This window comes from Nonomuraea rubra (assembly GCF_014207985.1).
In the GTDB taxonomy this organism is placed as follows: domain Bacteria; phylum Actinomycetota; class Actinomycetes; order Streptosporangiales; family Streptosporangiaceae; genus Nonomuraea; species Nonomuraea rubra.
Genome location: NZ_JACHMI010000001.1, coordinates 10,985,619 through 10,999,458 on the forward strand (window position 1 = coordinate 10,985,619; position 13,840 = coordinate 10,999,458).

The 13,840-nt window shown below is 74.1% G+C and carries 11 protein-coding genes; 4 read left to right on the plus strand and 7 right to left on the minus strand.

What is annotated here, in order from left to right; translation table 11 throughout:
- Positions 1-39 precede the first annotated feature (39 nt).
- The 3 genes from HD593_RS50070 to HD593_RS50080 are packed head-to-tail and all read right to left on the minus strand — an operon-like array spanning position 40 to position 3,250.
- The gene (locus HD593_RS50070; protein WP_185109929.1) at positions 40-816 is read right to left on the minus strand and encodes an ABC transporter permease; all 777 of its coding nucleotides are present in this window, start codon (positions 814-816) and stop codon (positions 40-42) included.
- Positions 813-2,336: an ABC transporter permease subunit gene (locus HD593_RS50075; RefSeq protein ID WP_185109930.1), complete on the minus strand. Its 1,524-nt coding sequence runs from the start codon at positions 2,334-2,336 to the stop codon at positions 813-815. Before HD593_RS50075 ends, HD593_RS50070 begins: the two co-directional genes overlap by 4 nt.
- Positions 2,333-3,250, minus strand: a complete 918-nt coding sequence (locus HD593_RS50080; protein ID WP_185109931.1) for an ABC transporter ATP-binding protein — start codon at positions 3,248-3,250, stop codon at positions 2,333-2,335. The genes HD593_RS50075 and HD593_RS50080 overlap by 4 nt, the downstream gene beginning before the upstream one ends.
- A gap of 121 nt (positions 3,251-3,371) precedes the next feature.
- On the opposite strand from HD593_RS50080, the gene HD593_RS64040 reads away from it, so the two are divergent.
- Positions 3,372-4,763, plus strand: a complete 1,392-nt coding sequence (locus HD593_RS64040) for a sensor histidine kinase (protein ID WP_221525365.1) — start codon at positions 3,372-3,374, stop codon at positions 4,761-4,763.
- Complete coding sequence (locus HD593_RS50090) at positions 4,760-5,419, plus strand: response regulator (protein WP_185109932.1); 660 nt, start codon at positions 4,760-4,762, stop codon at positions 5,417-5,419. The genes HD593_RS64040 and HD593_RS50090 overlap by 4 nt, the downstream gene beginning before the upstream one ends.
- A gap of 2 nt (positions 5,420-5,421) precedes the next feature.
- Here the strand turns inward: HD593_RS50090 and HD593_RS50095 are convergent, their stop codons facing one another.
- Complete coding sequence (locus HD593_RS50095) at positions 5,422-6,381, minus strand: AraC family transcriptional regulator (protein WP_185109933.1); 960 nt, start codon at positions 6,379-6,381, stop codon at positions 5,422-5,424.
- Between the two features lie 109 nt (positions 6,382-6,490).
- On the opposite strand from HD593_RS50095, the gene HD593_RS62820 reads away from it, so the two are divergent.
- Entirely contained in the window at positions 6,491-8,140 is a 1,650-nt protein-coding gene (locus HD593_RS62820; RefSeq protein WP_246547165.1) for an alcohol dehydrogenase catalytic domain-containing protein, read from the plus strand.
- Here HD593_RS62820 and HD593_RS50105 read toward each other — a convergent pair.
- Genes HD593_RS50105 through HD593_RS50115 form a run of 3 tightly spaced genes read right to left on the minus strand, consistent with a single transcriptional unit; the run spans position 8,130 to position 11,924 of the window.
- Positions 8,130-10,091: an acetoacetate--CoA ligase gene (locus HD593_RS50105; protein ID WP_185109934.1), complete on the minus strand. Its 1,962-nt coding sequence runs from the start codon at positions 10,089-10,091 to the stop codon at positions 8,130-8,132. The genes HD593_RS62820 and HD593_RS50105 overlap by 11 nt on opposite strands.
- Positions 10,092-10,149: 58 nt before the next feature.
- On the minus strand, positions 10,150-11,007 hold the full coding sequence (locus HD593_RS50110) for a serine hydrolase (RefSeq protein ID WP_185109935.1): 858 nt from the start codon (positions 11,005-11,007) through the stop codon (positions 10,150-10,152).
- The gene (locus tag HD593_RS50115; RefSeq protein ID WP_185109936.1) at positions 11,004-11,924 is read right to left on the minus strand and encodes a LysR family transcriptional regulator; all 921 of its coding nucleotides are present in this window, start codon (positions 11,922-11,924) and stop codon (positions 11,004-11,006) included. Before HD593_RS50115 ends, HD593_RS50110 begins: the two co-directional genes overlap by 4 nt.
- Positions 11,925-12,071: 147 nt before the next feature.
- Here HD593_RS50115 and HD593_RS50120 point away from each other — a divergent pair, with 147 nt between their 5' ends.
- Entirely contained in the window at positions 12,072-13,580 is a 1,509-nt protein-coding gene (locus tag HD593_RS50120; protein WP_312904323.1) for a penicillin-binding transpeptidase domain-containing protein, read from the plus strand.
- Positions 13,581-13,840 lie beyond the last annotated feature (260 nt).

The following is a 13,840-nucleotide window of genomic DNA, read 5'->3' on the forward strand; positions in this document are numbered from 1 at the left end:
GCTAATAACCGGATCCCGCCAAAATCGGGTATTTCGTATTTAGGCGTCACGTGCCTGTAGCAGCAGCCCGCCGCACGCCAGCGCCGCCACGGCCCACGCGGCGGCCACGCCGAGCCCCGCCCACGCGCCGATGGGCATGGCGGGCAGGCTCGTGGTGGCCTGGACGGCCAGCCCGGCGTTCATCGGCGACATCCGCCAGAGCAGGCGCTGCACGTCCTCGTTCCTGATCATCAGGACGACCATCGGGAACAGGTAGAGCAGCCCGAGCACGGCCCCCGCCGCCACCGCCGAGTCCCGTACGGCCGTCGCCACGCCCGCGCTCAGCACGGCGATCAGCCCCAGGTAGAGCACCGACCCGGCCGCCGCCCGCAGCGTCGGCCCGTCGGCCGGTGACAGCGGCGGGTAGCCGTGCTCGGGCGTGAAGCCGTTGCCCGGCAGCAGCAGCCGCGCCACCAGCAGGGAGCCGAGCACGCCGAGCGCCCCCGCGGCCGACGTCAGCCCGGCGAGCAGGCAGGTCCTGGCGGCCAGCGCGGTCATCCGGCGCGGCATCGCCGTCAGGCTGGTACGGATCATCCCCGTGCTGTACTCCCCGCAGACCGCCAGCACGGCCAGCAGCGCCACCAGCCCCTGGCCGAGCTGCACCCCGAACAGGGCGATCCGGGTGGCGTCCTGACCGCAGCCCGCCGACGGGCACTCCATCGCGCCGGCCGCGGCGGCGCCGCCCGCCACGGTCAGCACCACGATCCCGAGCAGCAGCCACCCCGGACCGGCCACCGTGCGCAGCTTGGTCCACTCGGCGTGCAGTTCCCGCCTCACACGTCCCTCCGGTTCAGGCGGCGAACGGCCAGGCCGAGGGCGAGCGCCGCGTATGCGCACAACACCGCGAACCCGCCCCACGGCGGCAGCGGGAAGTACCCCATCGCGGGCACGTAGTGCGAGATCACCTGCTCGTACTCCGGCACGCTCTGCTGGATCGCGAACCCGGCGGCCGGCGTGAGCCGCAGCAGCCAGCGCGACACCTCGTCGGGCAGGATGGACGCGGTCCCCAGCACGTACGGGACCACGAGCACCACGATCGCCGCGATGACCGCCGGCGCGCTGCGCCGGAACAGGGCGCCCAGCGCGAGGGCGAGCACGGCGGACACGGCCAGCACGCCCGCGGCGCCCGCGATCACCCGCACCTGCGTGAGCGTGCTCACCGGCAGCGTGAAGATCCCGTTCCCGCGCAGGACCCGCACCGCGAGCGGCACCGTGACGGCCGCTCCCACCAGCCCCGCCGCGAACGTGGCCGCGCCCACCACCACGGCCTTGGCCGCCAGCATCCTGCCCCGCCGCGGGCCGGCCAGCAGCGTCGTGCGGATCAGGCCGCGCCGGTACTCCGCGGTGACGAACAGAACCGCCACCACGATGGCCACGACGAGAGCGATCAGCGCGCCGGTCAGCGTGCGCTCGATGGTGCCCTCGGTGGTGTTGGGGGCGATGTCGCCGGTCCCCGTGACGGTGAACGTGCCGCCGTTCCTGACGAGCCCGCCGGGGTGGTGCGGGGTGCCGTCCACGTCGTAGTCGACGCCGATGTCGTCGCGGCTCCACGTGCCGGACGTCGTGCCGCCCACGCTGATCTCGTCCATCATCGCGGTGACCTCGGAGAAGCGGCCGGCCGTGGCCGTGCCGCCGAGCGGGTTGCTCTCCACCCGCACGTCCGGGGGCGAGGCGGCGAACAGGCCGATGCGCACCCTGGCGGGCAGCTCCGACAGCCTGGCCGTGCCGACCACGGTCCACTGCTTCCCGTCGGGGGACTCCTCGCCGGTGATCGTGTCGTTGGTGCGGCTCAGGCGCAGCCAGCGCGGCCGTCCGGGCGACACGCCCTGCGGGCCGCCCGCCACGTCCTCGGTGAAGTCGTGCTGCATGCGCACGCCGTGGGCGCCGGTGACCATGATCGCGGCGTACGCGGCTCCCTGCTCGGTGCTCTCCTTCACCATGAGGCCGGCCTTCGCCCAGGGCACGACGCCGGGGACGACGTTCCGCACCCCGGGGGTCGCGTCCGGCAGGCGGATCTGGCCGGTCATGGAGTTCACCCGGGCGGTGATGGCGCCGTTGCCGTCCAGCGGCAGGCTGACGAAGTAGAAGCGGTCGACGACCGCCGTGCCGTCCGGGCCCAGCGTGGGTGCCGGGCAGGGCACCTCGACCGGGCCCTTGCTGCACGAGGAGTGGCTGCCGGTGGCGAAGAGCAGGCCGAGCCCGACGACGGCGAGGCAGACGGCCCCCAGCCCGGCCACCCAGCCGCGTACCGTCCTGAGCTTGGTCCACTCCGCGAGCAGCACGTGGCGGAAGCTCATCGCGCCGCCCCCTTGAACTCCACGGCGTCCCTCGTGAGCTCCAGGTACGCCTCCTCCAGCGTCGCCCGGTGCGCGCTCACCTCCGAGAACGGCACCCCCTGGGCGCCGAGCAGCCGCACCACCTCCCCCGCCGGCATCCCGGAGACGACCACCGTGTCCCGCTCGCTGACCGTCACCGTCGCCCCGGCCCCGGCCAGCGCCGACATGGCGGCCGGCCTGGCCGTGGTGCGCAGCGTCACCCGGTCCTGGGAGGCCGAGGCGATCAGCTCGGCCACCGCGACGTCCGCGACCACCCGGCCGCGCCCCGCCACCACGAGATGGCCGGCGGTGTCCTCCAGCTCGCTCATCAGGTGGCTGGAGACCAGCACCGCGCGCCCCTCGGCGGCCAGCGACCGCAGGAAGGCCCGGATCCACACGATGCCCTCCGGGTCCAGCCCGTTGAACGGCTCGTCCAGCATGAGCACCGGCGGGTCGCCCAGCAGGGCGGCGGCGATGCCCAGCCGCTGCCGCATGCCCAGCGAGAACCCTCCGGCCCTGCGCCGCGCCACCGCCGACAGCCCCACCTGCTCCAGCACCTCGTCCACCCGCCGCACGCCCAGCCCCTGCGAGTGGGCCAGCCACAGCAGGTGGTTGCGGGCCGTGCGTCCCGGCTGCAGCGCGCCCGCGTCGAGCAGCGCGCCGACGTGACCCAGCGGGCGGCGCAGGCTCCGGTACGGCCTGCCGCCCACCAGCGCCCGCCCCTCGTCGGGGGCGTCCAGGCCGAGCACCACGCGCATCGTCGTGGACTTGCCCGCGCCGTTCGGCCCGACGAACCCGGTCACCTGGCCGGGCAGCACCGTGAACGTCATCCCGTCCAGCGCCGTCGTGCTGCCGAACCGCTTGCGCAGGCCGGTGACTTCGATGGTTGCTTCCATGTCCAGGCACACTAGGCAGCGGCGCCCGGGGCGGTCGTCACGCGAGGGAGCGATCCTGGGAAGAGGGCGTCCCTCCTGGGAGGGATGGCAGGCGGGGGGTGGTGGGGAAACAATGAGGTCCGTGGAGCGAGCGTACGACCGGTGGGCGGCGCCGGTGCCGTACGGGCGGCTCGGGGCGTGGGCGGGTGCGGCCCGGCGGCTCGCCGCGACCCGGTACGCGCCGTTCGTGCTGGTCGCGGTGCTGGCGCTGGCCGGGGTGGCGCAGGCGATCGCGCAGTCGGAACTCGGACCCCACCTGGCCTTCTCCAGCACCGAAGCCGTCCCCGCCGACACACCGGCCGGCACAGCTCCTATCGCGACCGGCGGCCATGCCGACACGCCGCTCCCGCGTGGCGACTCGGGCGGCACGCGGTTCCCGCGCGGCGGTGCGGGCGGGGACGGCGGGCCGGGGGTGCAGGCCGTGGTCCTCCCGCTGCTCGCGCTGGGCACCACGCTCCCGCTGGCCCTGCTCTGGAACCAGCCCGCCACCGCCGGTCTCCTGGTCACGGGCGCGAGCCTGCTGTCGATCACCGCCTTCCACACCTTCACCCCCGCCGGCCTGATCGCCCAGCTCATCGCGGCCTACCGGTCCGGCGGGCCGCCGTGGCGGGCGGTGGCGCTCGCCGTGCCGTTCCCGGTGCTGGCGGTGGCGGCGGAGGCGGCGGGCCGGTCCGAGGGCTCGGTACGCCTGCTCACCCTGCTGCTCGGCTGCCTGGCCCCGGCCGCGGCGCTGGCCGGGATCGCCCGCCGCGCCCGCCACCAGGCCAGGGCCGACACGGCCGCCCGTCAGGTCATCGCCGACAGCCTGCTGGAGCACACGGCCCGCGGCGAGCGCGCCCGCATCGCCAGGGAGCTGCACGACGTGGTCGCCCACCACATCTCCATGGTCGCCGTGCAGGCCGAGACCGCCCGGCTGGCCGTCCCCGGCATGCCCGCGGCGGGCGCGGACCGGCTGCTGGCGATCGGCGACACCGCCAGGGCTGCGCTGACGGAGATGCGCCGCCTGCTCGGCGTCCTGCGCGAGGACGCGGAGGCGGAAACGACCTGGCGCCCGCAGCCCGGCCTGCGCCTGGACGAGCTGAACGAGCTGCTCGACGAGTCCCGCGAGGCGTCCGGGAGCAGGACCCGGCTGATCCTGCGCGGGGCGCCGGTGGAGCTGGATCCCGGCGTGGAGCTGGCCGCGTACCGGATCGTCCAGGAGGCGCTCACCAACGCCCGCCGCCACGCGCCGGGGGCGGCGGTGGACGTGGAGCTGGACTACACCGGCGACGCGCTGCGCCTGCGCATCCGCGACAACGGCCCCGGCCCCAGCCCCGGGCAGGCAGCCGGCGGCCACGGGGAGACGGGCGGCGGGCATGGGCTGGCCGGGATGCGGGAGCGGGCGGTGGCGGTCGGCGGGGAGCTGCGTACGGGCCCCGCGCCCGGCGGTGGTTTCCTGGTGGAGGCGCGCCTTCCCGGCAGGGACGCCTCGTGATCCGGGTCGTCATCGCCGACGATCACCTGGTCGTCCGCACGGGGTTCGCCGAGCTGCTCGACACGCAGCCGGACTTCGAGGTGGTCGGCACCGCCCCCGACGGGGCCGCGGCGGTGCGGGTGTGCCGCGAGCTGTCCCCCGACGTGGTGCTCATGGACGTACGCATGCCGGGCATGAGCGGCATCGAGGCCACCAGGCTGGTGGCGGGCCCTGAGGGGCCGCGGGTGCTCATCCTGACGACGTTCGACCTCGACGAGTACGTCTACGACGCCCTGCGCGCCGGGGCCAGCGGCTTCCTGCTCAAGGACGTCACCGCCGAGCGCCTCTTCGACGCGGTCCGCGTGATCGCCGCCGGTGAGGCGCTGCTGGCCCCGGCCGTCACCCGCCGGCTGATCAGCGAGTTCGCCCGCCTGACGCCCGCGCGGAGCCGGCCCGACGCGGGCCTGTCGGCGCTCACCCCGCGCGAGACGCAGGTCCTGCGGCTGGTGGCCGAGGGCCTGTCCAACGTCGAGATCGCCGACCGGCTGGTGGTCACGGAGGAGACGGTCAAGACCCACGTGAGCCGCGTGCTGAACAAGCTCGGCCTGCGCGACAGGACCCAGGCCGTCGTCACCGCGTACGAGTCGGGCCTGGTCGTCCCCGGCGAGCGCGGCTGAGCTCATCGCGTGAGGGCGGCCTCCTCTGGCCGGTCCGGGCAGGCCGTGCGGCGGTACCTTCCGGGGGCCACGCCGTACTGCCGCTTGAAGGCGTTGGCGAAGGCGAACTCCGAGCCGTACCCCACCCGGGCGGCGATCTCGCTCAGCGGCGCGTCCGTCTCCCGCAGCAGCCGGCCCGCGCTCGACAGGCGCCACCACGTCAGGTACGCCAGCGGCGGCTGCCCCGCGAGCGCGGCGAACCGGCGCGCGAACGCCGCCCGCGACAGCCCCGCCCGCGCGGCCAGGCCGGCCACGGTCCACTGGCGGGCCGGGTCGCGGTGCATGGCGTCGAGCGCCGCGCTGACGGCCGGATCGGCCAGCGCCGCCGCCCAGCCGGTGACCTCGCAGCGCCCGTGCTCGGCCGCGATCCAGCCCCGCAGGATGTACAGCAGCAGCATGTCGAGCAGGGACGACACGACCGTGTCCGCGCCCAGCCCCGGCCGGTGGATCTCCGCCCCCAGCAGCTCGACGGCGGCGCGCACTTCGGGATGCAGCCCGGGAGCCGCCGGCAGGTGGATGAGGTCGGGCAGGTCGCGCAGCAGCGGGTGCGCCCGGCTGGGGTCGAGCCGGTAGCCGCCGCACAGCAGCACCGTGGCCGCGCCCTGCCCCTCCATCGAGGCCGAGGCGAACAGGCCGGCCTCGTCGGTGTACGGATCGCAGTCGGGCTCGGCCACCGGGGTGGACGGGCTGTCGGCCATCGCGTAGCCGTGCCCGCGCGGGAAGAACACGACGTCCCCCGCGGACAGCGCGACCGGCGGCCCGTCGGCCGGCAGCAGCCACGTGGCCCCGCGCAGCACCACCTGGAACCCGGCCGACCCGGGCGCCGCCGGGAACCGCTGGCCCCAGGGCGCACGCCACTCGACCCGGGCCGAACGGGGCCTGCCGGTCCGCATGACGGCGATCACGTCGCTCAGCACGTCCATGCCGAGGACTCTAGCGCGGAAGACGCTGACGTATGAATGGAAGACCTGAACGCATTGGCCATCTCTCCCGATCTCCCTACGGTTGGAACGCGACGAGAGGAGACCGGACATGGGACGGATTCTGGTGACCGGGGCGACCGGCACGGTGGGGCGGCACGCGGTGGCGCTGCTGCGGGAGGCCGGGGCCGAGGTGGTGGCCCTGAGCGGCGGTGACGGCGATCTGCGGGACCCGGGGACGTTGCCACCGCTGGACGGGGTGACGTCGGCGCTGCTGATCTGGCCGTTCGCCACCGCCGACGGCGCGCGGGACGTGCTGCGGGCGCTGGCGGGGCGGCGCGTGGTCTACCTGTCCTCCGCCGCGCGGCGTGAGGGGGAACGCGAGGTCGAGCGGCTGGTCGAGGAGATGGCCGGCGAGTGGACGTTCCTGCGCCCGCACGCCTTCGCGGCCAACGCGCTGCGCTGGGCGCGGCAGGTGCGGGCCGGGGTGGTGCGGGGGGCGTACGGGGCGGCGGGCATGCCAGTGGTACACGAGCGGAACATCGCGGCCGTGGCGGTACGGGCGCTGCTGGACGCGGGGCACCACGGCGCGGCCTACACCCTGACCGGGCCCGAGACGCTCACCCAGGCGGACCAGGTGCGGGTCATCTCCGAGGTCACCGGGCTGCCGGTGCGGTGGGAGGAGCTTTCGCCCGAGCACGCCCGCGCCGCCCTCGCGGCGGAGGGCTGGCCGCCCGGGGTGGTGGAGGAGGTGCTGCGGGCCCAGGCCGAGCTGGTCAGCCGGCCGCTGCCGGTCACGTCGGCGGTCGAGGAGGTCACGAAGGCCCCGGCCCGCTCGTTCCGCGAGTGGGTACGTGAACACGCCGACGCGTTCCTCTGGGCGCCTGGCGGGTCGCGCACGGGGGCCGTGATGCGGGCGGCGCGGATCCACGAGTTCGGGGACGCCTCCGTGATCCGCCTCGACGAGGTGCCCATCCCCCGCCCCGGTCCCGGGGAGGTGCTGCTGGAGGTGGCCGCGACCTCGTTCAACCCGTCGGAGGTCGGCCTGCGATCGGGGCTGCTGCCCGAGGTGTTCCGGGCGAGCCTGCCGCACACCCTCGGCTGGGACGTCTCGGGCACGGTCGTCGAAACGGGCGCGGGTGTCAGCGGCCTGGCGCCGGGTGACCGGGTGTTCGGCATGGCGGACGGAGCGGCGGCCGAGTACGTCGTCGCCCCGGCCGGCGCCCTCGCCAGGGCCCCGCGAAGCATCCCGCTCGCCGACGCCGCCGCCGTCCCCGTGGCCGGGCTCACCGCATGGCAGGCGGTCCACGAGCACGCCCGCCTCACGCCCGGGCAGCGGGTGCTGGTCAACGGGGCCGGCGGCGGGGTGGGCATGTTCGCCGTACAGCTCGCCAAGCTGGCGGGCGCGCACGTGACCGCCACCGCGAGCCCGCGCAGCGCCGCCGCGGTGCGGCGGCTCGGGGCCGACGACGTGATCGACTACACCACGACCCCGCTGCCCACCGACGTGGACGTGCTCCTGAACCTGATCCCGAACGGACCGGCCGGGCAGTCCCGCACGACCGTCTCGATCGCCGGGGGCGAGGGCCACTTCGTGATGCGCTACGACCCGGACGACCTGGCCACCCTCGCCACCCTGATCGACGCCGGCCGGCTGGCGGTCGAGATCGCGGAGTCACACCCGCTGACGGAACTCCCTCAAATCCACCAAAGAGCCGAAGCAGGCGACATCCGCGGAAAAATCACCATCCTCATGGCGTGAAGTGGCGCAGCACCTCGGGATTGGCCATGGCATCGGGGTTGGCCGCGTCCTCCACGGGCGTGCCGAGCAGGATCTTCCGCACCGGCACCTCCAGCTTCTTCCCGGACAACGTCCGCGGGATGCCGGGCACGACACGGATCTCGTTCGGCACGTGCCTGGGCGACAGCTCCTTGCGCAGCGCCCCGCACAGCTCCCGCTCCAGGGCCTCGGTCAGCTCGGCGCCCTCGGTGAGCGTCACGTACAGCAGCAGCCGCCCCTCCTGCCCGAGCTGCCCAGTGTCGATCACCAGGCTGTCCGCGATCTCCTCGAACCGCTCGACGACCCGGTAGAACTCGCTGGTGCCCATCCGCACGCCGCCGCGGTTGAGCGTCGAGTCGGAGCGCCCGTAGATCACGCAGCTCCCGTCCTCGTTGACCTTGATCCAGTCGCCGTGCCGCCACACCCCGGGATAGACGTCGAAGTAGCTCTCGGTGTACCGCTCGCCCCCGGGGTCGTTCCAGAACATGACCGGCATCGACGGCATCGGCAGGCTCAGCACCAGCTCCCCCACCTCGCCGGCGACCGGCTTGCCCAGCGGGTCGTACGACTCCACCTTCGCCCCCAGCGACCGGCACGGGATGATCCCCGCCCTGATCGGGTGCAGCATGGTGGCCCCGACGAACCCCGTGCACACGTCGGTTCCCCCGGAGAACGACCCGATCGGCACCCCGGGCAGCTCGGCCGCCACCCAGGCGAACCCCTCAGGCGGCAGCGGCGACCCGGTGGAGCCGACCCCGCGCAGCCGCTCCAGCCCCTCGGGGTGGATGCCCGCCTTCAGCGAGGCCATGATGTACGGCGCCCCGACCCCGAAGTACGTCACGCCCTCCGAGCCGGCGATCCGCCACAGCGCGGCGGGCGACGGGTGGGTGGCCGACCCGTCGTACAGCACGGGCGTGGCCCCCACCAGCAGGGCGCCGATGAGGTAGTTCCACATCATCCAGCCCGTGGTGGTGTACCAGAAGAACACATCGCCCTCGCCCAGGTCCTGGTGGAAGGCGAGCGACTTGAGGTGTTCGAGCACGACGCCGCCGTGCCCGTGCACGATCGGCTTGGGCAGCCCGGTCGTGCCGCTGGAGTAGAGGATCCACAGCGGGTGGTCGAACGGCACCCGCTCGAACTCCAGCGGCCCCTCCTCGGCCCGCAGCCCCTCCCAGCCGATCACCTCGCCGTGCGGCACCTCGCTGGTGTGCCCCGGAGCGGGCTCGGCCTGCTGCGGCGCGCGGCCCTCCTCGGCCGCCGCCAGGTACGGGATCCACACGGTCGCCCGCAGCGAGGGCAGCTCGGCGGCGATCTCGTTGACCGCGGCCGAGCGGTCGTAGCTCCTGCCGTTGTAGTGGTAACCGTCCACGGCGATGAGCACCTTGGGCTCGATCTGCTTGAACCGGTCGACGATGCTCGGCACGCCGAAGTCGGGCGAGCCGGCCGACCAGATCGCGCCCAGGGAGGCGGTGGCCAGGCAGGCGATCAGGGCCTGGGGGATGTTGGGCAGGTAGGCGGCCACCCGGTCGCCGCGCCCGACGCCGAGCCGCAGCAGCCCGGTGCGTACCCTGGCGACCTCTTCGCGCAGCTCGTCCCAGGTCAGCTCCTGCCGGCCGCCGTCCTCGGAGACGAAGACGAGGGCGGTGCCCTCGCCGGTGCGCCGCAGCGCGTTCTCGGCGTAGTTGAGCGAGCTGCCCGCGAACCACGTGGCGCCGGGCATCGACCCCGACAGCACGGGCCCGTCACCCCGATCGCCGATCACCTCGAAGTAGTCCCAGACCGACGTCCAGAACTCCGCGGGCCGGTCGACGGACCATCGCCACGCGTCCTCGTAGTCGACGGGCCGGCCCAGCCATCGCAGGTAGTGGGTCAGCCTGGCGGACTCGACGATCTCTTCGCTCGGCTCCCAGAGAAGCTCGCCCTCAGCAACCATATGCCTCATCCTGTCGCCCGTACGGGGGGAATTCATACCCGGCCTCCCCCATAACTTGCTACCTCCGTAGGTGGTCCACCGCCATACGCGCGGCCGTGCCGATCACCGCGTCGGCGCGCGGCTGGATGAGCGCGGTGCCGAAGGAGCGGGTGAAGACCGACACCGCGTACCGGCCGCCGTCGGGGTACTCGACGACGCCCGTCTCGCAGCGCAGCGTCGGCATCGTGCCGGTCTTGCCGCTGACGGCCACGTCGTCGTACGGGAAACCCGAGGCCATGCGGTGCGGCCACACCTGCATGTTGAGCACGCCCCGCATCCACGCGCACGACGGCGCCGAGGCGGCCTCGTCGCGCCAGATCATCCCGAACAGCCGCGCCATCTCCCGCGCGGTGCTGCGGTTGGTGCGCGCGGGGTCCAGCACGCTGAGCCGGGTGATGTCGTCGGGATCCACGAACGGCCAGGCGTGCCCGGTGTCCACGTCCATGCTGCCGAGCATCTCCCCCGAGCCCTGCACCACCCGGGTCTCCTTCAGCCCGAACGCCTCCAGCATGGTGTTGATCACCTCGAACCCGACCCTGCCCAGCAGCTTGTCGGCCGCGGTGTTGTCGCTCAGCGCGATCATCAGGTACGCCAGGTCGCGCAGCGAGATCGTCACGTCGTCGAGCATCGAGGAGATCCCGGTCGGCCCTGACACCCGGTCGGCGGCCGTCACGGTGACCCGCTCGGTCAGGTCGAGCAGCCCGGCGTCGGCCTGCCGGCACAGCGCCACCAGCAGCGGCACCTTGAACATCGAGGCCGTGGGCATCGGCTCGTCGGCGCCGTGCCCGAGGTCGTGGCCGGTGTCGACGTCGGCCGCGTACAGCCAGCCGGTGACCCCGGCGGCCCGGAACAGCTGGTCGAAGGCCGGGGTGCTCATGCCAGCATCCCGGGCCTGCGGCTGACCCGCCGCACGGGCGCGGCGCCTTCGTGGGTCATCCCGGCGCTCTCCTTCAACGTACGTGCGGCGGCGGCCGAGAAGTCGCCGACCGCGGGCGTGGCCGCGCGCCAGGCGGTGGAGACCCGGCTCGTGATCGGCGAGCCTAGCAGCGGCCGCCAGGCCAGCCCCGCCAGCTCCATCCTCGGCCCGAACGCCACCGCCGCCCCCGCCAGCACCAGCCCGAGCCCGGCGCCCTCGTGCACCTGCGCGGGCACGAAGCCCTGGCGGCGGCACTCCGCGAGCACCTCGGCGCGCCAGCCCGGCTCGCCCTCCTTGGGCGGCATCACCAGCTCGCGGCCCGCCAGGTCGGCCAGGTGCACCTCGCCGACGTTCGCGAGCGGGTCGCCCTCGGCCAGCAGCACGCCCTGCGCCTGCACCAGCACCTGGCCGAACGTCAGGCCGGGCGCGGTCACGGGATGGCGGACGAGGCCGACGTCGATCGTGCCCTCGGCCAGCGCCGTCACCTGGTCGGCGGTCCAGATCTCGGCGGGCGCGAGGCGTACGTCGGGGCTGCTCTCGCGGAAGGCCGCGACCAGGGCGGCCAGCACCGTCGCGGCCAGATCGGGCGGCACCCCCACCTTCAGCACCGTGCCGCGGCCGCCCTGCCTGGCCAGCTCGTGCAGCCGGTCCACCCGGCCCACGATCTCGCGGGCCTCGCCCAGCAGCAGCCGGCCGGGCTCGGTGAGCCGCACCTGGCGGGCGGAGCGGTCGAACAGCCGCACGCCGAGCTCCTCCTCCAGCCGCTTGATGCGCTGGCTGAGCGGCGGCTGGGCCATGCCGAGCCGGATGGCGGCGTTGCCGAAGTGCAGTTCCTCCGCCACCACGATGAAGTAGCGGAGATGCCGGACCAGGTCCATGACCAGCCACTATATCCAGATTTATATCCGAAAACGGACCATATCAATATTGGACACCACTCCGTGGGCTCTGGTGTTCTCTGCGTCATGGCACCACAAACGGGGAGAATCTATGGCAGACGACGCCGCAGGCGGTGGCCGCTGATCGTGGCGGCACTCCTGATCCCGGCCCTCGTGGCGGGCGGCGTCATCTGGGCGCTGCGGGTCGAGGGCTCGCCCGAGGAGACGGCCGGGCGGTACCTCGCGGCCTGGTCGGCCCAGGACTACGCGGCGATGCGGGCGCTGGTCGCCGAGCCGCCCGCCGACTTCGAACGCGTGCACCGGCGCTTCCTCACCGACCTCAAGGCCACCCGGGCCGCCTTCCGCCCGGGCGAGGCGTCGGACGACGACGCCGTCACCTTCAAGGCCGCCCTCACCGGCGCACGGAACTGGGAGTACGACGGCGAGCTCCGGCTCGTCGAACGGGACCGCACCTGGAAGGTGGCCTGGACACCCGCCACCCTCCACCCCCTGCTGAAGGAGGGCATGTCGCTGAAGGTGGTCGCGCAGAAGGGCGACCCCGTACGCGTCCTGGCCGCCGACGGCTCCGACCTCAACAACGCGAGCGCGCCCGGCTCGGTGCAGCAGCTCGTCGAGGGCATGAAGCAGACCTTCCCCGACCGCTTCGAGGAGCTGTCCAGGACCAGGATCGACCTCTACAAGGGCGGCGAACGCGTCAGGACCGTCGCCGAGCAGCAGGCCGGGAAGGAGCCGATCCAGACCACCATCGACCTGAAGGTGCATCGAGCGGGGGCCGAGGCGCTGGAGGGCACGGACAAGCCCGCTTCCCTGGTGGCGCTGCGGGCCTCGACGGGGGAGATCCTGGCCGCGGTCAACGCGCCGGGCGGGTTCAACCGGGCACTGCTCGGCAAGTACCCGCCGGGGTCGACGTTCAAGGTCGTGACGGCGTCCGCGCTGGTCGCCGACGGGGTCTCGCCGGGGCAGCAGGTGACGTGCCCGGCCGAGAAGAACATCGGCGGCTTCCCGTTCCACAACGCGGGCTTCAAGGACTTCGGCACGCTGTCGTTCCAGGACGCGTTCGCGCACTCGTGCAACACCACGTTCGGCGAGATGAGCGTGGCCGAGCTGAACGACGGCCGGCTCGGCGAGGTCGCCAGGAGCTTCGGCTTCGGGTCCGCGATCACGCCGGGCGTGCCGGCCGTGCGCGCCGAGTTCCCCGACCCCAAGGACGACACGGACCTCGCCTCCGCCTCGATCGGGCAGGGCAGGGTGCTGGCGAGCCCACTCAACATGGCCTCGGTCGCCGCCGCCATCGCCTCCGGCTCCTACATCCCGCCCCGGCTGGTCACCGGCGAACCCATCCCCGGCGGGCAACCCGCCGACCCTCGTCCCCTGGAGGACGGCGTGGTCAAGGCCCTGCGCCGGCTCATGCCCGCCGTCGTCACGGACGGCACCGCCCACGGGGTCAGCTTCCCCGCCGGAACGGCTGGGAAGACGGGCACGGCGGAGTACGGCTCGGGCAAGGAGCCGCCGGCGCACTCGTGGTTCATCGGGTACCAGGGGGATGTGGCGTTCTCGGTCATCGTCGAGGGCGCCGGCGCCGGCTCCGCCGTCGCGGCCCCGATCGCGGCCCGCTTCCTCCGCGCCCTCCCCTGACCCCGACCTCGCCCGGCGACCACGCGCCGACGCACCAGAGCCGCCGCGCGACCTACGCGACACGCCAGACCACCCGCGCTCCCGCGCCGGCGCACCAAGCCGCCCCGCAACCTGCGCCGACACGCCAGGGGCGCCCCCAGCCCCCCGCTGGGCCGAGGCGGCGCTGCGGTGCGCCAAGGCCCGTGCGCCCCGCGGCCTGCCTGCTCCTCACCAAGGACCCGCCGAAGTGCGGCGGGTCGCTGGGCGGCGGCGGCCGGCCA

Excerpts from the sequence above, each read along its gene's own strand:
- HD593_RS50110 (WP_185109935.1), bottom strand. The coding sequence starts at position 11,007 with ATGAGCACCCCGGCCTTCGACCAGCTGTTCCGGGCCGCCGGGGTCACC.
- HD593_RS50095 (WP_185109933.1), bottom strand. The coding sequence starts at position 6,381 with ATGGACGTGCTGAGCGACGTGATCGCCGTCATGCGGACCGGCAGGCCC.
- HD593_RS62820 (WP_246547165.1), top strand. The coding sequence starts at position 6,491 with ATGGGACGGATTCTGGTGACCGGGGCGACCGGCACGGTGGGGCGGCAC.
- HD593_RS50105 (WP_185109934.1), bottom strand. The coding sequence starts at position 10,091 with ATGGTTGCTGAGGGCGAGCTTCTCTGGGAGCCGAGCGAAGAGATCGTC.
- HD593_RS50115 (WP_185109936.1), bottom strand. The coding sequence starts at position 11,924 with ATGGACCTGGTCCGGCATCTCCGCTACTTCATCGTGGTGGCGGAGGAA.
- HD593_RS50075 (WP_185109930.1), bottom strand. The coding sequence starts at position 2,336 with ATGAGCTTCCGCCACGTGCTGCTCGCGGAGTGGACCAAGCTCAGGACG.
- HD593_RS50080 (WP_185109931.1), bottom strand. The coding sequence starts at position 3,250 with ATGGAAGCAACCATCGAAGTCACCGGCCTGCGCAAGCGGTTCGGCAGC.